This window comes from Pseudoroseicyclus aestuarii, assembly GCF_003217255.1.
Lineage (GTDB): Bacteria > Pseudomonadota > Alphaproteobacteria > Rhodobacterales > Rhodobacteraceae > Pseudoroseicyclus > Pseudoroseicyclus aestuarii.
The window spans coordinates 383075-399733 of record NZ_QJTE01000001.1 but is presented as its reverse complement, the minus strand read 5'-3'; the positions used below and the strand labels follow the sequence as shown (position 1 = coordinate 399733).

At 67.1% G+C, this 16659-nt stretch carries 18 protein-coding genes; 10 read left to right on the top strand and 8 right to left on the bottom strand.

Annotated elements, in window-relative coordinates; all coding sequences use genetic code 11:
* Positions 1-24: 24 nt before the first annotated feature.
* The 4 genes from DFP88_RS01895 to DFP88_RS01880 are packed head-to-tail and all read right to left on the bottom strand — an operon-like array spanning position 25 to position 3200.
* Positions 25-1179 carry a phage major capsid protein gene (locus DFP88_RS01895; RefSeq protein ID WP_110812743.1) on the bottom strand — a complete coding sequence of 385 codons (1155 nt, stop codon included), beginning with the start codon at positions 1177-1179 and terminating at the stop codon, positions 25-27.
* Positions 1176-1760 (bottom strand): HK97 family phage prohead protease, encoded by a 585-nt coding sequence (locus DFP88_RS01890; RefSeq protein WP_110812742.1) that lies wholly within the window; start codon positions 1758-1760, stop codon positions 1176-1178. The genes DFP88_RS01895 and DFP88_RS01890 overlap by 4 nt, the downstream gene beginning before the upstream one ends.
* Before the next feature lie 11 nt (positions 1761-1771).
* The gene (locus DFP88_RS01885) at positions 1772-1990 is read right to left on the bottom strand and encodes a GTA head formation protein, RCAP_rcc01685 family (protein ID WP_110812741.1); all 219 of its coding nucleotides are present in this window, start codon (positions 1988-1990) and stop codon (positions 1772-1774) included.
* A complete protein-coding gene (locus DFP88_RS01880) occupies positions 1983-3200 on the bottom strand; it encodes a phage portal protein (RefSeq protein WP_110812740.1) in 1218 nt (405 codons plus the stop codon). The genes DFP88_RS01885 and DFP88_RS01880 overlap by 8 nt, the downstream gene beginning before the upstream one ends.
* Before the next feature lie 143 nt (positions 3201-3343).
* Between DFP88_RS01880 and thpR the strand changes: the two genes are divergently transcribed.
* From thpR to DFP88_RS01860, 4 genes are all read left to right on the top strand, one after another.
* Entirely contained in the window at positions 3344-3904 is a 561-nt protein-coding gene (gene thpR, locus DFP88_RS01875) for an RNA 2',3'-cyclic phosphodiesterase (protein WP_110812739.1), read from the top strand.
* A 30-nt stretch (positions 3905-3934) separates the two neighbouring features.
* The gene (locus tag DFP88_RS01870; protein WP_110812738.1) at positions 3935-4879 is read left to right on the top strand and encodes a nucleoside hydrolase; all 945 of its coding nucleotides are present in this window, start codon (positions 3935-3937) and stop codon (positions 4877-4879) included.
* Positions 4876-5817 (top strand): NAD(P)-dependent oxidoreductase, encoded by a 942-nt coding sequence (locus DFP88_RS01865; RefSeq protein WP_110812737.1) that lies wholly within the window; start codon positions 4876-4878, stop codon positions 5815-5817. Before DFP88_RS01870 ends, DFP88_RS01865 begins: the two co-directional genes overlap by 4 nt.
* 230 nt (positions 5818-6047) lie before the next feature.
* Positions 6048-7805, top strand: coding sequence for an ATP-dependent nuclease (locus DFP88_RS01860; protein WP_110813283.1), 1758 nt, complete (start codon positions 6048-6050; stop codon positions 7803-7805).
* Positions 7806-7994: 189 nt separating this feature from the next.
* Here the strand turns inward: DFP88_RS01860 and DFP88_RS01855 are convergent, their stop codons facing one another.
* Together DFP88_RS01855 and DFP88_RS01850 are read right to left on the bottom strand one after the other, a co-directional pair.
* Positions 7995-8210, bottom strand: coding sequence for a DUF2842 domain-containing protein (locus DFP88_RS01855; RefSeq protein ID WP_110812736.1), 216 nt, complete (start codon positions 8208-8210; stop codon positions 7995-7997).
* Positions 8210-9502 carry an adenylosuccinate synthase gene (locus tag DFP88_RS01850; protein WP_110812735.1) on the bottom strand — a complete coding sequence of 431 codons (1293 nt, stop codon included), beginning with the start codon at positions 9500-9502 and terminating at the stop codon, positions 8210-8212. The genes DFP88_RS01855 and DFP88_RS01850 overlap by 1 nt, the downstream gene beginning before the upstream one ends.
* 129 nt (positions 9503-9631) lie before the next feature.
* Here DFP88_RS01850 and secG point away from each other — a divergent pair, with 129 nt between their 5' ends.
* From secG to DFP88_RS01835, 3 genes are all read left to right on the top strand, one after another.
* Positions 9632-10000, top strand: coding sequence for a preprotein translocase subunit SecG (gene secG, locus DFP88_RS01845; protein ID WP_110812734.1), 369 nt, complete (start codon positions 9632-9634; stop codon positions 9998-10000).
* A gap of 209 nt (positions 10001-10209) precedes the next feature.
* The gene (locus tag DFP88_RS01840; protein WP_110812733.1) at positions 10210-11856 is read left to right on the top strand and encodes a CTP synthase; all 1647 of its coding nucleotides are present in this window, start codon (positions 10210-10212) and stop codon (positions 11854-11856) included.
* Between the two features lie 96 nt (positions 11857-11952).
* Positions 11953-12582 (top strand): EF-hand domain-containing protein, encoded by a 630-nt coding sequence (locus tag DFP88_RS01835; protein ID WP_110812732.1) that lies wholly within the window; start codon positions 11953-11955, stop codon positions 12580-12582.
* 73 nt (positions 12583-12655) lie between these two features.
* On the opposite strand, the gene DFP88_RS01830 is transcribed toward DFP88_RS01835, so the two are convergent.
* Complete coding sequence (locus DFP88_RS01830) at positions 12656-13495, bottom strand: MipA/OmpV family protein (RefSeq protein ID WP_245904635.1); 840 nt, start codon at positions 13493-13495, stop codon at positions 12656-12658.
* Between the two features lie 155 nt (positions 13496-13650).
* Between DFP88_RS01830 and rlmJ the strand changes: the two genes are divergently transcribed.
* From rlmJ to DFP88_RS01815, 3 genes are all read left to right on the top strand, one after another.
* Positions 13651-14439: a 23S rRNA (adenine(2030)-N(6))-methyltransferase RlmJ gene (gene rlmJ, locus DFP88_RS01825; protein WP_110812731.1), complete on the top strand. Its 789-nt coding sequence runs from the start codon at positions 13651-13653 to the stop codon at positions 14437-14439.
* Positions 14440-14482: 43 nt separating this feature from the next.
* The gene (locus DFP88_RS01820) at positions 14483-14926 is read left to right on the top strand and encodes a tellurite resistance TerB family protein (protein WP_110812730.1); all 444 of its coding nucleotides are present in this window, start codon (positions 14483-14485) and stop codon (positions 14924-14926) included.
* A gap of 161 nt (positions 14927-15087) precedes the next feature.
* Positions 15088-15873 (top strand): ABC transporter ATP-binding protein, encoded by a 786-nt coding sequence (locus tag DFP88_RS01815; RefSeq protein ID WP_281268140.1) that lies wholly within the window; start codon positions 15088-15090, stop codon positions 15871-15873.
* 62 nt (positions 15874-15935) lie between these two features.
* On the opposite strand, the gene DFP88_RS01810 is transcribed toward DFP88_RS01815, so the two are convergent.
* Entirely contained in the window at positions 15936-16619 is a 684-nt protein-coding gene (locus tag DFP88_RS01810; RefSeq protein ID WP_245904633.1) for a VPLPA-CTERM sorting domain-containing protein, read from the bottom strand.
* Positions 16620-16659: the final 40 nt, after the last annotated feature.

Sequence of the window (16659 nt, the reverse complement as noted above, 5' to 3'; positions counted from 1 at the left end):
GCGTCGGGGCGGCCCACCCCCTCATCAGCTGTCCGCGAAGCGCAGCAGCTTGATCGCGGCGAAATCGCTGACGCCGCCGCCCACGCGCTTGGTCGCGTAGAACAGCACATGCGGCTTGGCGCTGAAGGGATCGCGCAGCACGCGCAGGTCGGGCCGCTCGGGGATGGTGTAGCCGGCCTCGAAGTTGCCGAAGGCGATGGCGACCGCGCCGGCCGCGATGTCGGGCATGTCCTCGGCCACCAGCACCGGGTAGCCCAGCAGACGCGCCGGCTCTCCGGCGGCAAGGCCGTCGGACCAGAGGAACCGCCCGTCGGCATCCTTGAGCTTGCGCACCGCCCCCGCGGTCTTGGAGTTCATCACGAAGCTCGCGCCCGCGCGGTATTCGGCGCCCAGCGCGTAGACCAGCTCGACGATGGGATCGGCGGGCGCATCGCTGGGGAAGCCGCCCGAAACGCCCGTGTCGACGGTGCCGATATGGCCCCACTCCCACAGCTCGTTCTCGATCCGGTCGTAGTCCAGGAAGCCGCGCGGCTTGCCCACGCCGTCGCCCAGCACGAAGGCCGCCGCCTCGGAGCGGGCGAATTTGTCGGCGATGCGCCCGGCCAGCCAGCTTTCGATGTCGAAGGCGCTGTCGTCCAGCAGCCGCTGCGAGGCCTTGGGCATCGCCGAGAGCTCGTGCAGCGGGATGGTGATGCGGTCGATCACCGGGGTGCCGGTCTCGGCCACCGGGCCGGCCTCGCTGCCCCAGCCGGCGCCCATCTCGGTATGGTCGATCAGCACGTCGTAGGAGGTCGCGTCCACCGTCACCACATTGGCGATGGCCCGGATCGAGGCCGTGGTGCTCAGCACGCCGCGCACCGTCTCGGAGGTCTGCGGATCGACGAGGTAGCCGCCGTCGCCCGCCACCGCGGTGCTCATCGCCTTGCCCTCGAGCGTCAGGCCCCGCAGCCCGTCGTCGTCGCCCGAGCGCAGGTAGGCGCCGAAGGCCTGAACATGCGGCGCCGCCGCATCTTCGGTCTTGGTGGCCAGCGCGTGACGCGCCCCGATGTAGCCCGCTTTCCGGTCCAGCTTGGTCATCCTGTCATCCTGCTGTTGAAGTCTTGCCTTCACATCATCCGCGAACCCGCTGCATTCGCTGATGAACCCGGCCATTGCGGCCGAGATGTCCTGATCGCTCATTGCACCTCTCCCCGAAGATCGGCCCGCCGCCGGGCCAGTGCCGCCCGCCCCGCGCCCAGCGCGCGGGCCAGATCGTCCAAGGGGGCCGCCGCCTTGCCGGCGATGCCGCCGCCGCCGACGCGGGCCCCGGTCAGCATCGGGAAGGTCACGAGAGAGACCTCCCAAAGCTCCACCTCCTCGAGGCACCGGCCGCCCTCGGGGCGCTTGCTGGCGCGCAGGGTGCGGTAGCCGATCGACAGCCCGTCCATCGCGCCGGCGGCGATCAGCGCCGCCGCCTCGCGTCCCCGCGCCACCTCGGTCAGCAGCCGGCCCTTCACGAAGAGACCGCGCGCATCCTCGCACACCTCGTCCCAGACGCCGATCGGCTGGGCCGGGTCGTGCTGCCACAGCATCCGCACCCGTCCCCCGCGCGCCGCCAACCGCTTGAGGCCCGCGGCATAGGCGCCGGGCATCACCACGTCGCCGCCGCCGTCCCGCGCCCCGAAAAGCGAGGCGTGGCCCGACAGCACCGTGCCCGTCTCGCCCTCGGCCAGGGTCACCGGCCCGGCGCCCGCGCCCGCGAATTTCAGTTCCAGCTCCATCGTCCCTCCCGTCATGCCGCCATATCCAGAAGCTGCTGCACCCCCTGCACCAGCACCGCGGCGACCACGCCGTAGACCGCCAGCCACAGCCGCCGCTCCAGCCGCTCCATCGTCGCCTCGATCTTGCTCAGGGCGATCGAGACCTGCGTGAACTGCAGCTCGACCAGCCTCTCGTGCGCCTCGATCCGCAGGCCCGGGGCACAGGCGAACTCGCGCCATTCCTCAGCCATCCTGCGCCTCCTCCTGCGCGGTCCGCCCCGGCGCCACCTCGGGCAGGCCCAGCAGGCGCCGCTTCTCGGCCTCGGTCAGGAAGGTCGCCTCGCCGACGCGGCGCCACTGCGCCTCGCGCTCGGCCGCCAGCGCCGGCACCCCGTCAAGGTCGGGGCGCAGCTCGGCATGGCTGCCGGCGTGATCGCCCAGCCAGTCGGCCAGCGCGCCGGTGACGCGGGCGGCCAGCGGCAGCACCGTCAGCCGGTAGAAGCCTCGGTTCGCCTCCTGGTAATTGGCGTAGGTGGCGTCGCCGGGGATCCCCAGCAGCATCGGCGGCACGCCGAAGGCCACGGCGATCTCGCGCGCCGCCGCCTCCTTGGTCTGCTGGAACTCCATGTCCGAGGGGGAAAAGCCCATCGGCCGCCAGTCCAGCCCGCCCTCCAGCAGCATCGGCCGGCCCGCGTTGCGGGCGCCCGAATGCTGCATCTCCATCTCGCTCACCAGCCGGTCGTACTGGTCCTGCCCCAGCGCGCCCTGCCCGTCGGCGCCGCGGTAGATCAGCGCGCCCGAAGGCCGCGCGGCATTGTCCAGCAGCGCCTTCGACCAGCGGCTGGCGGCATTGTGGACGTCGACCGCACTCGCCGCCGCCTGCAGCGGGGTGAAGCCGTAGTGATCGTCCTGCGGGTGAAAGCTCTTGATATGGCAGACCGGGGACGGCCCGCCCCCCAAGGCAAAGCGATGCGCCTTGCCGTTGACGGTGTAGTCGTAAGCCATGGGCCAGCCGTCCGGCCCCGGCACCAGCGCCATCCGGTCCGACCGCAGGACATGCAGCTCAAGTGGCAGCCCCTCTTCGCCCACGGCCTCGATATAGGCGTTTCCCGTCAGCAGCAGCTGGCCGTAAAGCGCCTCCAGCAGCTCTGCCCGGCCCTGCGCGGCATTGGGCCGGGCCAGCAGATCGAGCATCGGGTGCGTGTCGTAGCGGCGGCGGCGGTCCTGCAGCACCAGTGGCAGCGCCGCCGCCGCCTCGGCGATCATCTTGACCGCGCGAAAGCCGACCGGGTTCGCGGCAAAGCCTGCCCGCGTCAGCGCCCCGCTCTCGCGCGGGGTCCAGGCCACGCGCCCCGCGCCGGGCCAGGTGCTGGCCCGGACGGCACTCGCCTTGCGCTCCGCCGGGGCCTCGCCCGCCTGCGCCGCCGCCTCGCCGGTCCCGCGTCTGAACATCTCGAACATCGCCCGCCCCTTCCGCTTGCCGCGTCTTGAGGCTCACTCTGCCGAAGGGGTCCTTACGCGGGCTGACAGCACCGCGCGGGCGGCAGTGGCGCCGCGCAACGCCCCCCTTGCGGCCCGGCGCGGGCGACGCCACCCTCCGGGCCATGCGCTGCTTCATCGCCATCCCGCTGCCCCGCGCCACCCGCATCGCCCTTGAAACCGTGCAGGAGGCGCTGCCCTTCGGCACCCCCACCGACCCCGAGCAGCTGCACCTGACCCTCGCCTTTCTGGGCGAGCAGCCCGATCACGCGGTAGAGGCCGCGCACGAGGCGCTCGAGGGGCTGCGCTTCGCCCCCTTTCAGATGCAGCTGCGCGGGCTTCATGCCCCCGGCAAGCGCCCCGAGACGCTCTGGGCTGGCCTCGCCGACCCCGCCCCCGTCGCGGCCCTGCACGAGAAGATCCGTGCCGCCCTTTACGGCGCAGACATCGTGCTCGAACGCCGCCGCTTCCGCCCGCATGTCACCCTCGCCCGGCTCGGCCCGATGGACCCGCAGGACGAGGCGCGCCTCGCCCGCACCCTCGCCACCTGGGACGGTTTTCCCAGCCCGCCCGTGACGGTCGAGGGCCTCGCGCTCTACCGCTCCACCCTCACCAAGGCCGGGCCGATCCACGACGAGCTTGCCTTCTACCCCGCCTCCCCTCTGGCCAGCGCCCCCGGCGCCTGATTGACTGCGCCGCGCAGAGGGAGGGGAACCATGACGCCGCGCAAGATCATCATCGACACCGATCCCGGGCAGGACGACGCCATCGCGATCCTGCTCGCCCTCGCCTCGCCCGAGGAGATCGAGGTGCTCGGCATCACCGCCGTCGCCGGCAACGTGCCCCTGCCCCTCGCGCAGCGGAACGCCCGCGTGACCTGCGAGCTGGCGCAGCGCCCCGAGACCCCCGTCTTCGCCGGCTGCGAGGCGCCCCTGCTGCGCCCGCTGAAGACGGCAGAGCATGTCCATGGCGCGACCGGCCTCGACGGCGCCGACCTGCCCGACCCTTCGATGCCGCTGCAGGAGGAGCACGCCGTCGATTTCATCATCGACACGCTGCGCCGCGAACCCGCCGGCTCCGTCACGCTCTGCGCCCTCGGCCCGCTCACCAACCTCGCCAGTGCCTTCGCCCGCGCCCCCGACGTGGTCGAGCGTGTGGCCGGCATCGTCCTGATGGGCGGCGCCTATTTCGAGGTCGGCAACATCACCCCGGCGGCCGAGTTCAACATCTTCGTCGACCCCGAGGCCGCGCGCGCCGTCTTCGCCTGCGGCCGCCCGATCACCGTCCTGCCGCTCGACGTCACGCACAAGGTGCTCGCCACGCCGCCCCGGATCGCGGCCATCACCGCCCTCGGCACCAGTGCCGCCGAGGCCGTCACCGGCTGGCTCGGCTTCTTCGAACGCTTCGACACGGCGAAATACGGAACCCAAGGCGCGCCGCTGCACGACCCTTGCGTCATCGCCTTCCTGCTGCGCCCCGACCTCTTTACCGGCCGCGAGATCAACGTCGAGATCGAGACCCAGTCCGACCTCACCCTCGGCATGACCGTCGCCGATTGGTGGGGCGTGACGGAGTGCGCCCCCAACGCCCTCTTCATCGGCGATGTCGATGCGGATGGCTTCTTCACCCTTCTCACCGACCGCCTGCGGAGACTGCCATGAAGATCGCCCACCAGTACACCGACGCCAGCCTAAAGAAACTCGGCCCGGTCGAGGGGGTGGAGTTCGCCGCCAACGACCCCGCCGCACCCTACCGGCTGCCCGAGGGCACCGATGCCCTCCTCCTCGATCCCGAGAACGCCGGCGGTCTGAACCACGACACCCCCCGCCCAGAAGGCTGGCCCGGCGCGGTAGAGTGGGCGCACCTCAGCTCCACCGGCATCGACTACGTGCCGGACTGGCTGCTCGAGGTGCCGATCCTGACGGTCAGCCGCGGCGCCCAGGCCACCGCGATCTCGGAATACGTCATGGGCTGCCTGCTGGACCACGTGCAGGATCTCCCCGCCATGCGCGTTACGGACAAGGCGCAGTGGGAAAAGCACCGCTTCGGCAATCTCGCCGGAAAGACCCTTGGCCTTCTGGGCTTCGGCGAGATCGGCAAGGCGATCGCCCGCCGCGCCCTCGCCTTCGACATGGAGGTCCTCGCCGCCCGCCGTCACGAGGGCCCCTCGGGCATGGAGGGGGTCGAGGCCGCCCCGAAGGAAGAGGTCCTCGCCCGCGCCGACGCCCTCGTCCTCTGCCTGCCGCTGACCGAGGCGACGCGCGGCATCCTCGATGCGCAGGCCTTCGCCCGGATGAAGGAGGGCGCCCACCTCGTGAACATCGCCCGCGGCGCCCATGTCGACCAGGACGCGCTCAAGGCCGCGCTCGACGAGGGCAGCCTCGCCCGCGCCTCCCTCGACGTCGCCACCCCCGAGCCGCCCGAGGAGGGCCACTGGCTCTACACCCACCCCCGCGTCCACCTCACCGCCCACACCTCCTGGAAGGCCCCCAGCACCACCGCCCGGATGCGCGCGATCCTGCGGCAGAACCTGGAGGCCTGGCGCGACGGAGAGCGCGAGGCGCTGCACGGGGTGGTGTCGAAGGAGGGGGGGTATTGAGGAGGGGGGGGGGGACTTGCCACCCTTGGCAGACGACAACATAGGGCGGGAACCGGTCATTGGTGTCGTTGAGCACGAGCGAGCTGTATGGAAAATTGTCTTCTTAATCTCATTTAGAGTGCATAGGCTTTCCGCACCAACTGAATCTACTAGCTTGTCGATCTATAGAGAAGATATATTTCCTCTCGAAAGACCCATATACAAGCACTGCCGTCCAATAGGGAGTCTTAATGAGTAAAATAAAGTCGATTGATTTTCACGACTACAAAACCTTCCCTAGATTCTCAATCTCTGCGAGGGATAAGAATATCCTTGTTGGACCCAATAACGCAGGAAAATCTACAGCTCTGGATGCGTTCAGGATTTCCTTCGATACGCTGAGATACGTTGCTCGTAGAAACGCAATTTTAAAGTCTCAGGGTGAAGACGGCGTATGCTCGACTTGGCAGGTTCCAGCTTCGGCTGTACAAACTGACTTGAGATACTGCATACATAATTTTGGCGATTCTAGGGCGAGAGTTTCTATAAAATTAGACAATGGAAACTCTTTTACTATTTTGATGTCGGGCGACGGACCTTTGGAGTGCTATTTAAAAACAGGACTTCAACCTCGAAAGAGCACTCAATTTCTGCAAGATCAATTTCCACTTAATCTGACGATTGTCCCGACGCTTAGCCCACTAGAGCAAAACGAAGAACTGGTGCAGCAAGAAACAGTTGAGAAAAATCGGTATAGCCGACTTGCTAGTCGCAACTTTCGAAATTTCTGGCTCCAAAAAACTGAAGAAGAGTTTTCACTGTTTGCTGATTTAGTCGAATTGGGGTGGCCAGGCATAAGACTCCAGCGACCTGAAGTCGAGCGAGGAAGCAAGCGCCCAGTTGTGCGGATGTACTTTCGAGAAGGAGCCCATGTCAGAGAGGTGCAATGGGCAGGATTCGGTTTCCAAGTTTGGATGCAAACCATGATGCATCTTGCGACTGCCAATCATGTCTCCACTCTTGTTCTGGATGAGCCTGACATTTACTTGCACCCTGACTTACAGCATCGCTTACTCCGGCTAGTCGGCCAACGGGTGGGTCAATATTTCATTGCCACACATTCCACAGAGATTATAAATGACGCCGAAGCTGGCGAAATATTAATCATTCGGCCCGGCTCTAGAAGCGCCAAAAGAATTCAAGGTGAATCTGGATATTCGGATGTTTACTCAGCGATCGGTAGCTCAGAAAACGCGCAGTTCGCCCGGCTAGCAAAAACAAAGAAAGTTCTGTATTTCGAAGGTAAAGATGCAAAGATATTGTCAAAAATTGCCAAAAATCTTGCTGGCATGGATTTCATTTCTAACTCTTCCGTAACACTTATGAAGACGGATGGATTCGAAAATTGGACGAGGGTCACAACTTCCTCCTGGGTTTTCGAAAACTTCTTTGAATTCAAGATACCGGTGTGCGCTATTTTTGATCGCGATTATCGTTGCGACGAGGAGATTAGCGACTTCATAGAAAATGTGAACAATGAGGACACGCTTTGCCGAGTGCTGCCACGAAAAGAGATTGAAAACCTGCTTTTAGTTCCAGATGCGATTGCTAGGGTTGTTGAGAAGTATGGCCGTGATCAACTTCCAGCTGATTGGAAGGCAGTTGTGTCAGAGGCAATCAACACAAGCTTAGACGAAGTAAAATCGAAGACCTTATCAGCGAGGATCGGTGCGAGGATTAGCTATAACGTCGAGAAAAAGTCAAAAAAAGATATCGGGACTATCTCCGCCGACGAGGAGAAATTCTTTACAGGTAACTGGGACGATTTAGAATTTAGATATCGAGTCGTTCCAGGAAAATTGGTTTTCGCCTCAATCGCTAAAAGGATACAGGAGGCATTGAAGGTAACGGTAACTGCGTCGCGAGTTATTGATGAAATGACAGCGGCTGACATCCCGCCTGGTATCTTTGAAATACTGAAGGAGGTGAAGGATCATCTAAATAGCTAGAACGAATGTATGTGAATTCCAGTCCAAACTGCATATTCGATCTACATCCGTATCAATAGCTTGTAGCACAGATGTTTTAGACAACGGGGCTGGACCCGAGAACTATGGCGTACAGTCAGAATGGTCGGTTCGGACCAGAAGGATATGCTACAAAAAAATCTTTGTCCGAGCCGCTGCTTTGTAGCCCTCCTACTCCTCCGGCCCAGCCCTCCCCACGCCCTTGAACACCGCCTTCAACGGAAACGCCCAGACCACCCCTAGGCCGACGTAGATCCCCAGCTCCACCAGAATAGGCGGGCGCTCGAAGAGGTTCACCACCGTCACGGCGACGACGATATAGGCCGGCAGGCCGATCAGCAGGATGACCAGCGACCAGCGCTTGCGGGCCTTGTGGCTCAGCGCCATCAGTCGGCGAAGGGGTCGGTGACGAGGATCGTGTCCTCCCGCTCGGGCGAGGTCGAGACCAGGGCCACGGGGCAGCGGATCAGCTCCTCGATGCGGCGGACGTATTTGATCGCCTGCGCCGGCAGGTCGGCCCAGCTGCGCGCGCCCTGGGTGCTTTCCTTCCAGCCCGCGATCACCTCGTAGATCGGCTCGACCCGGGCCTGCGCCTCGGCGGCGGTGGGCAGGTAGTCCAGCACCTCGCCGTCCAGCCGGTAGCCGGTGCAGATCTTCAGCTCGTCCAGCCCGTCGAGGACGTCCATCTTCGTCAGCGCGATGCCCTTGACGCCCGACAGCGCGCAGGTCTGGCGCACCAGCACGGCGTCGAACCAGCCGCAGCGGCGGTTGCGGCCTGTCACGGTGCCCTTCTCGCGGCCGACGTCCGCGAGGTGCCGGCCGATCTCGTCGTCGAGCTCGCAGGGAAACGGCCCCTCGCCCACGCGGGTGGTATAGGCCTTGACGATGCCAAGGACGAAGCCGACCGCCCCCGGCCCCATCCCGGTGCCGGTCGCTGCCATGCCCGAGAGCGTGGTCGAGGAGGTGACGAAGGGATAGGTGCCGAAATCCACGTCGAGCAGGCTACCCTGCGCGCCCTCGAACAGGATGCGGCTGCCGGCGCGGCGCTTCTCGTCCAGCACCTTCCAGACAGGGGCGGCATAGGGCAGGATTTTCGGCGCGATCTCCAGCAGCTGCGCCTTGAGCGCGGCGCCGTCGATCTCCTCGAGCCCCAGCCCGCGGCGCAGCGCGTTGTGATGCGTCAGCAGCCGCCCGATGCGCGCGTCCAGCGTCGCCTCGTCGGCAAGATCGGCGACCCGGATCGCCCGGCGCCCGACCTTGTCCTCGTAGGCCGGGCCGATGCCACGGCCCGTGGTGCCGATCTTGGCGACAGAGTTCGAGGCCTCGCGCGCCCGGTCCAGCTCTCCGTGGACGGGCAGAATCAGCGGCGCGTTCTCGGCGATCATCAGGTTCTCGGGGCTGATGCTGGCGCCCTGCGCCTCGATCCGCGCGATCTCATCCACCAGCGCCCAGGGGTCCAGCACGACGCCGTTGCCGATCACGCTCAGCTTGCCGGGGCGCAGGATGCCCGAGGGCAGCAGTGACAGCTTGTAGACCGTGCCGTCGATGACCAGCGTATGGCCGGCGTTGTGCCCGCCCTGGAACCGGGCGATGACATCGGCCCGTTCGCTCAGCCAGTCGACGATCTTGCCCTTGCCTTCGTCACCCCACTGGGTGCCGATCACCGCCACATTCGCCATTCCCGGTCACTCCCTCTTAGACCGTCGCCCGCTATAGCGATGCACGGGCGGGGGCGAAACCGCAAATCGGGTTGCGGCAGGCGCCGCGCGCCTCTAGATACGCCCCGTCCTGCCGGGCCGGAGCATCGCATGGAAAACGTCGTCCTCATCGTCCACCTCGTCCTCGCGCTGTCGCTGATCGGCGCGGTGCTGCTGCAGCGCTCCGAAGGGGGCGGGCTGGGCTTTTCCGGGGGCGGCACGATGACCGGGCGCGGTGCCGCGACGGCCATGGCCAAGGTGACCTGGGGCCTCGCGGTGGCCTTCATCGCGACCTCCATCGCGATGACGATTATCGCGGCCGAGAATGCCGGCGGCTCCTCCGTCGTCGACCGCATCCGGGACGACACCGATCCCGCCACCATCCCGGCCGAGAACGAGCCCGCGCCCGCCACGCCGCTGGGCGGCGACCTGCTGCCCCCCATGGCCGGCGACGGCCCGGTGATCCCCGAGGCCGAGTGATCCGGCAGGCGCCGCGGCAAGCGGCGCCATGACGGTCGGCCCGCGGGCCGACCCCAGACTTGCGAAACCCGGGGCATGTCCCCACGAAATCTAGCGTCGCCGGTTGCCCCGAGGCCCCGGATCGGGATACCATTGACTCCCGTGATGCTGCGAAACCCGGACCTCTCGTCCGGGCGCGGCGGCTGGCTTGCAAAAGAACAGGACACGGGATGGCGCGTTTCATCTTCATTACCGGCGGTGTGGTCAGCTCTCTGGGCAAGGGCCTCGCCTCCGCCGCGCTCGGCGCGCTCTTGCAGGCGCGCGGCTATACCGTGCGGCTGCGAAAACTCGATCCCTACCTGAACGTCGATCCCGGCACGATGTCGCCCTTCGAGCATGGCGAGGTCTTCGTGACCGACGACGGCGCCGAGACCGACCTCGACCTCGGCCATTACGAACGCTTCACCGGCGTCGCCGCGCGGCGCACCGATTCCGTCAGCTCCGGGCGCATCTATTCGAGCGTCCTCGAGAAGGAGCGGCGCGGCGACTACCTTGGCAAGACGATCCAGGTGATCCCGCACGTCACCAACGAGATCAAGGACTTCATCTCCATCGGCGAGGACGAGGTCGACTTCATGCTCTGCGAGATCGGCGGCACCGTCGGCGATATCGAGGGCCTGCCCTTCTTCGAGGCGATCCGCCAGTTCGCGCAGGAAAAGCAGCGCGGCCAATGCGTCTTCATGCACCTGACGCTGCTGCCCTTCCTCGCCGCCAGCGGCGAGCTGAAAACCAAGCCGACCCAGCACTCGGTCAAGGAGCTGCGCTCCATCGGCCTTGCGCCCGACGTCCTCGTCTGCCGCTCCGAGCAGGAGATCCCCGAGCGCGAGCGCGAGAAGATCGCCCTCTTCTGCAACGTCCGGAAAGAGGCGGTAATTCCCGCCTACGACCTGAAGTCCATCTACGAGGCGCCTCTGGCCTACCACCGCGTCGGCCTCGACCAGGCGGTGCTGGATGCCTTCGGGATCGCCCCGGCGCCCAAGCCGGTGATGGACAAGTGGGAAGACGTCATGGACCGGCTGGAGAACGCCGAGGGCGAGGTCCGCGTCGCCATCGTCGGCAAGTACACCCAGCTCGAGGATGCCTATAAGTCGATCGCCGAGGCGCTGACCCATGGCGGCATGGCGAACCGGGTGAAGGTGCGCACCGAATGGGTCGATGCAGAGCTCTTCGACCGAGAGGATGCCGCCCCGCATCTGTCGGGCTTCCATGCCATCCTCGTGCCCGGCGGCTTTGGAGAGCGCGGGACCGAGGGCAAGATCAAGGCCGCGCAATTCGCGCGCGAGCACAAGATCCCCTACCTCGGCATCTGCCTCGGCATGCAGATGGCGGTGATCGAGGCGGCCCGCAACGTCGCCGGCCTCGCCTCTGCCGGGTCGGAAGAGTTCGACCACGAATCCTCGGGCAAGCGCCGGTTCGAGCCGGTGGTCTACCACCTCAAGGAATGGGTGCAGGGCAACCGCGTGGTCGAGCGGCGCCCCGGCGACGACAAGGGCGGCACCATGCGCCTTGGCGCCTATACCGCCGATTTGTCCGAGGGCAGCCGCGTGGCCGAAGTCTATGGCACCGGCGCCATCGAGGAACGCCACCGCCACCGCTACGAGGTCGATACCAAGTACCGCGAGGCGCTCGAGGCGCAGGGCCTGCGCTTCTCCGGCATGTCGCCCGACGGGCGCCTGCCCGAGATCGTGGAATGGGCCGATCACCCCTGGTTCATCGGCGTGCAGTTCCACCCCGAGCTGAAGTCGAAACCCTTCGACCCGCACCCGCTCTTCGCCGACTTCGTGCGCGCGGCGGTGGCCAACAGCCGCCTCGTCTGATCCGGGGGGCCGCGGCGGGACCGCAGTCCCGCCTCATGCGTTTGCTTGGCTGAAAGGGCGCCGCGCGGCGGCGCCACCAGCAGCCGGAGACGCGCCATGAAAGCCCCCCTCACCGCCATCCTCGCCCTGATCGCCGCCCCTGCCCTCGCGCAGGGCACCGGGACGTCCACGGACCTGCTGCAGCAATGGGACGCGGATGGGGACGGCACGCTCAGCGCCTCCGAATGGCAGGCCGGCAGCTTCGACCGCTTCGACGAGGATGGCGACGGGGTGCTGAGCGAGGCAGAGCTTTCGATGCTCCTCGCCGATCTGCGCGGCGCCGGTTCGGCCACTGGCGGCACCACGGGCGAGGCGGATGATGCAGGCCTCACCACCGGCCTCGACAGCGACCTGAGCGGCGGGGCGGAGACGGAGGTCGACCTGTCCACTGACATAGACCCCGCCGATACTGATATCGACGCGACGATGGACGGCCTTCAGGACGACCTGCGCGCCACGACCGGAGAGATCGACAGCGGGCTGGCCGGCAGCGTCTCCTCGGGCGACGTCGACATCGACGGCGGCGTCGAGGACCTGAACGACAACGACAGCATCACCGATCCGGGCACCGTCGATCCGCTCGACGATACCGGCAGCGGCATCGGCAGCGCGACGGATGTGGAGACGGGGACCGGCGGCAGCGACCTCGGCGGCCGCATCGACAGCATCACCACCATCGGCGACTGACTGCAGCCGCAACGAAACGGGCCGCCCGCGCCGGGATCGGCGGGGCGGCCCTAAGACCTCGCTCGGGAAGACCCTAGAAGCGGAAGTCGAAGCGGCGGGTGACGCCGAGACGGGCGGTGAACTGCTCGTCCTCGACCGTGATCGGGCTGTCCTCGGCGTCGTTCAGGAAGCGGTCGTAGCCCACGGCGCCCTCGATGCCCCAGCGCTCGGTCAGCATGTAGGCGGCCTGAAGCTCGACCCCCGCCGACAGCAGCCCGCCCTCGGCGTCATAGGCGGCGTAGTCGCTCGCCGCGGCCTCGGCCTCGGTCACGCCGAAATAGGTGCTGGCGTAGTCGTCCGAGCCCAGCAGGACGCGCGGGCCGGCGCGCAGGGTCAGGCGGTCGCTGACGCGCAGGATCGCATCGGCGCCCAGCTCGGCCACGAGGCTCTCGTGCCCGCCGATGCCGTAGCGCAGGTCGGCGAAGACCTCGAAGAGGGGCTGGCTGTAGGTCACGCCGAGGCCCAGCTCGTAGGTCGCGTCGATATCCTCGAGGCCCGCCAGTTCCTCGTAGTCGTCGGCGCTGCGCTCGGGCACGTAGCGGAAGGAGCCGCGCAGGCCGAAGCCCGTGGCGATGTAGCCCGGATCGTCGTTGCCGATGTCGAAGAAGCCGAAGCGCAGCCGCTCCAGCGCGAAGCCGAGGTCGGGCCCGACCTCGTACTCGTCCGAGCCGAAGTAGCCGGGCCGCGTGGCGACGCCGCCGCGCAGGGTGAAGCCGAAGGTATTGCCGACCCGCGCCTGCGCCACCGGCGCATTGCCGACGATCACCGGCTCGCCCACCGGCTGAACGAGGCTGCCGGCGCTTGCGGCCATGGGCATGAGGATCGTGGCGGCGATCAGGGATTGGCGCAGGACCATGGGGATTCTCTCGATCATTGGGGGCTTGTCCCATTTACGCCATCTTCATCCGCTGGCGACAGGCTGCGGGCCGATCTGCGCCCGATCCTGACCGGGCTGCAGCAGCGGCGCCACAGCTTGCCCGCGGGCGGCGGCCCGTCTAACCGGGGCAAGGCCAATTCCGGGGATCCTCAATGCTTTCCTACCAGCACGCCTACCACGCCGGGAACCTTGCCGATGTGCACAAGCACGCGGTGCTGGCCTGGATCCTCTCGCGGATGACCTCCAAGGCCAAGCCGATCAGCTATATCGAGACGCATGCCGGTCGCGGCCTTTACGACCTTGCGGGCCAGGAGGCCGCCAAGACCGGCGAGGCCGCGGGCGGCATCGCCCGCAGCGAGGACTGGTTCCCCGCCGCCCATCCCTATGCCCGCGCCATCGCCGCGGTGCGCGCGAAGCACGGCGCCGCGGCCTATCCCGGCTCTCCGATGATCGCAGCGCTGACCCTGCGCGAGGGCGATCGCGGCGATCTGGCCGAACTGCACCCGGCCGAACATGCCGCACTGACAGAAGCCCTCGCCCCCTGGCCGCTGCGGGTGCACAAGCGCGACGGCGGCGACCTCGCGCTTTCGCTCGCCCCGCCCGAGCCGCGGCGCGGGCTGTGCCTGATCGACCCCTCCTGGGAGGTGAAGGAGGATTACCGCACCATCCCCCGCCTCACGCGCAAGCTGCACAAGGCCTGGCCGGTGGGCGTGCTGATGCTCTGGTACCCGCTGCTCGACGGGCGTGCCGAACCCTCGCCCCATGCCCCGATGCTGCGCGCGCTCGAGCCGGACCTGACCGATGCGGTGCGCCACGAGGTCCGCTTTCCACCCGCGCGCGAAGGGCACCGGATGGCCGGCTCCGGCCTGCTGATCGTCAATCCGCCCTACGGCCTGCACCGGGAGCTTGAATCCCTCTCCGCCCGCTTCGCGATGCTGTGATTCCTCCCTTCCCTCCCGGCCCCTGCCGCCCTAGCTTCGCTTCATGTTTGCAGATCTGCTTCGCCGGCTGACGGCGCCCGACCCCGAGACGCTGCCCGATCCCGACGCCCGCCGGGCGCTCGGCGCGCTGCTCGTCCGCATCGCCCGCTCCGACGGCACCTACGATACCGCCGAGGTGGCGCGGATCGACCGCATCCTCGCGTCGCGCTACGGCCTGACGCCCGGGGATGCCGCGGCCCTGCGGCAGGACTGCGAGGCGCTCGAGAACGAGGCCCCCGATACCGTCCGCTTCACCCGCGCCATCAAGGACAGCGTCCCCTACGAGGAGCGGACCGCCGTGATGGAAGCCCTCTGGGATGTGGTGCTGACCGACGGCCAGCGCGACGACGAAGAGGACTCGCTGATGCGCATGGTCGCCCCGCTGCTCGGCATCTCCGATCCCGACAGCGCCCGCGCGCGGCAGGCGGTCGAGGCGCGGCGCCGCTAGGCGCAGGCCGCAGCGCCCATCCTTTGCGCGATCCGCCCAGCGCACGGGCGGGCGCGGCCCCCCGCCGCTGCCGGTCGCGGCGGCAGATGCTCAAATGGATTGCATTCGTGCAGATCCTGCGCCGTAGTGGTGGCCCTGCACCCCAAGGTTCCAGAGGCCCCGTGAGCACCAGCAACGTCATCGAGATCCGCGACCTGCACAAATCCTACGGCGCGCTCGAGGTGCTGAAGGGCGTCGACATCACCGCCCCGCGCGGCCATGTCGTGGCGCTGATCGGCTCCTCTGGCTCGGGCAAGTCCACGCTGCTGCGCTGCTGCAACCTGCTCGAGGACAGCCAGCAGGGCGAAGTCCTCTTCGAGGGAGAGCCGGTGCGCTGGACCGGCACCGGGCAGGCCCGCCGCCCCGCCGACCGGGCGCAGGTCACCCGCATCCGCACCAACCTGTCGATGGTCTTCCAGCAGTTCAATCTCTGGGCCCATCTGACGGTGCTGCAGAACGTGATGGAGGCGCCGGTCCATGTCCTCGGCCGGCCCAAGGCCGAGGTCGAGGCCGCGGCGCGCAAGTACCTCGACCGCGTCGGCATCGGCGACAAGGCCGATGCCTGGCCCGCACAGCTTTCCGGCGGGCAGCAGCAGCGCGCCGCCATCGCCCGCGCCCTGTGCATGGAGCCCAAGGCCATGCTCTTCGACGAACCGACCAGCGCCCTCGACCCCGAGCTCGAGCAGGAGGTGGTGCGCGTCATCAAGTCCCTCGCCGACGAGGGGCGGACCATGGTCCTCGTCACGCACGACATGAAGATGGCCGCCGATTGCGCCGACCACGTCATCTTCCTGCACAAGGGCCTGATCGAAGAAGAGGGCCCGCCGGAGCAGCTTTTCGGCCAGCCCCGCTCCGAGCGGCTGCGGCAGTTCCTCTCCGCGACGATGCCGAAGGACGCCGCGGGCTGACCCCATGAAAAAGGGGCGGCCCGACCGGACCGCCCCTCTTCGTCATCAAAGCCTTCAGGCGATCAGCCGCGGCGCAGGCGGCGCATCCCGCCCAGACCGCCGAGGGCGGCCAGCAGCATGAGGCCGGCGGCCGGCAGCGGAACCGGCGCCGTCGCAGGCATCTCGCTGTAGGTCACGCTCTTCAGCTTGAAGGCGTCGTCGTGGAAGTTGGCACCGAAGCCGAAGAGAGAGCCGGTCAGCATGCCATCGGCGAAGGCGAAGGTCTTGACCGGGCTGTCACCCTCCGCGTCGTGATCGCTGGTGAAGCTGATCGGCTTCGATCCGGTCGCAAGCGAGGCGTAGCTCGCGAAGTCGAACTCGTCGCTTTTGCCCCAGTAGCTCAGCGTGACGGAGTCGATCTGCACGTCCAGCGATCCGAACGACAGGAAGGCCATTTCGGGCGCGCCCTTGCCGTCGATCGTGTGCTGGTCGAAAAGCGAGCCCCACTCGGCCGTGCCGGTGGTGCAGATCAGACCCGAACAGACGCCGATGCCGCCCATTTTGCCGGACCAGCTGGCGACCGCGCTAGTGTTGGTCAGGATCGTCCCGTCCCTGCCGACATGACCGCCGGTGACGGTGACGTCGCCGTAGGTCTGCCCCGCGCTGCTCCAGCCGCGGTTGACGTCGAAATCGATGGTGGCGGCAGAGGCCGCGCCGGCCGCCCCGACGAGGACTGCCGCAATCGTCGCAATAACTTTGACGCTCATTACTCAAACTCCCGTTGAATGCCTTGGAGCGTGCTTAGCG

Excerpts from the sequence above, each read along its gene's own strand:
- DFP88_RS01895 (WP_110812743.1), bottom strand. The coding sequence starts at position 1,179 with ATGAGCGATCAGGACATCTCGGCCGCAATGGCCGGGTTCATCAGCGAA.
- DFP88_RS01890 (WP_110812742.1), bottom strand. The coding sequence starts at position 1,760 with ATGGAGCTGGAACTGAAATTCGCGGGCGCGGGCGCCGGGCCGGTGACC.
- DFP88_RS01885 (WP_110812741.1), bottom strand. The coding sequence starts at position 1,990 with ATGGCTGAGGAATGGCGCGAGTTCGCCTGTGCCCCGGGCCTGCGGATC.
- DFP88_RS01880 (WP_110812740.1), bottom strand. The coding sequence starts at position 3,200 with ATGTTCGAGATGTTCAGACGCGGGACCGGCGAGGCGGCGGCGCAGGCG.
- thpR (WP_110812739.1), top strand. The coding sequence starts at position 3,344 with ATGCGCTGCTTCATCGCCATCCCGCTGCCCCGCGCCACCCGCATCGCC.
- DFP88_RS01870 (WP_110812738.1), top strand. The coding sequence starts at position 3,935 with ATGACGCCGCGCAAGATCATCATCGACACCGATCCCGGGCAGGACGAC.
- DFP88_RS01865 (WP_110812737.1), top strand. The coding sequence starts at position 4,876 with ATGAAGATCGCCCACCAGTACACCGACGCCAGCCTAAAGAAACTCGGC.
- DFP88_RS01860 (WP_110813283.1), top strand. The coding sequence starts at position 6,048 with ATGAGTAAAATAAAGTCGATTGATTTTCACGACTACAAAACCTTCCCT.
- DFP88_RS01855 (WP_110812736.1), bottom strand. The coding sequence starts at position 8,210 with ATGGCGCTGAGCCACAAGGCCCGCAAGCGCTGGTCGCTGGTCATCCTG.
- DFP88_RS01850 (WP_110812735.1), bottom strand. The coding sequence starts at position 9,502 with ATGGCGAATGTGGCGGTGATCGGCACCCAGTGGGGTGACGAAGGCAAG.
- secG (WP_110812734.1), top strand. The coding sequence starts at position 9,632 with ATGGAAAACGTCGTCCTCATCGTCCACCTCGTCCTCGCGCTGTCGCTG.
- DFP88_RS01840 (WP_110812733.1), top strand. The coding sequence starts at position 10,210 with ATGGCGCGTTTCATCTTCATTACCGGCGGTGTGGTCAGCTCTCTGGGC.
- DFP88_RS01835 (WP_110812732.1), top strand. The coding sequence starts at position 11,953 with ATGAAAGCCCCCCTCACCGCCATCCTCGCCCTGATCGCCGCCCCTGCC.
- DFP88_RS01830 (WP_245904635.1), bottom strand. The coding sequence starts at position 13,495 with ATGATCGAGAGAATCCCCATGGTCCTGCGCCAATCCCTGATCGCCGCC.
- rlmJ (WP_110812731.1), top strand. The coding sequence starts at position 13,651 with ATGCTTTCCTACCAGCACGCCTACCACGCCGGGAACCTTGCCGATGTG.
- DFP88_RS01820 (WP_110812730.1), top strand. The coding sequence starts at position 14,483 with ATGTTTGCAGATCTGCTTCGCCGGCTGACGGCGCCCGACCCCGAGACG.
- DFP88_RS01810 (WP_245904633.1), bottom strand. The coding sequence starts at position 16,619 with ATGAGCGTCAAAGTTATTGCGACGATTGCGGCAGTCCTCGTCGGGGCG.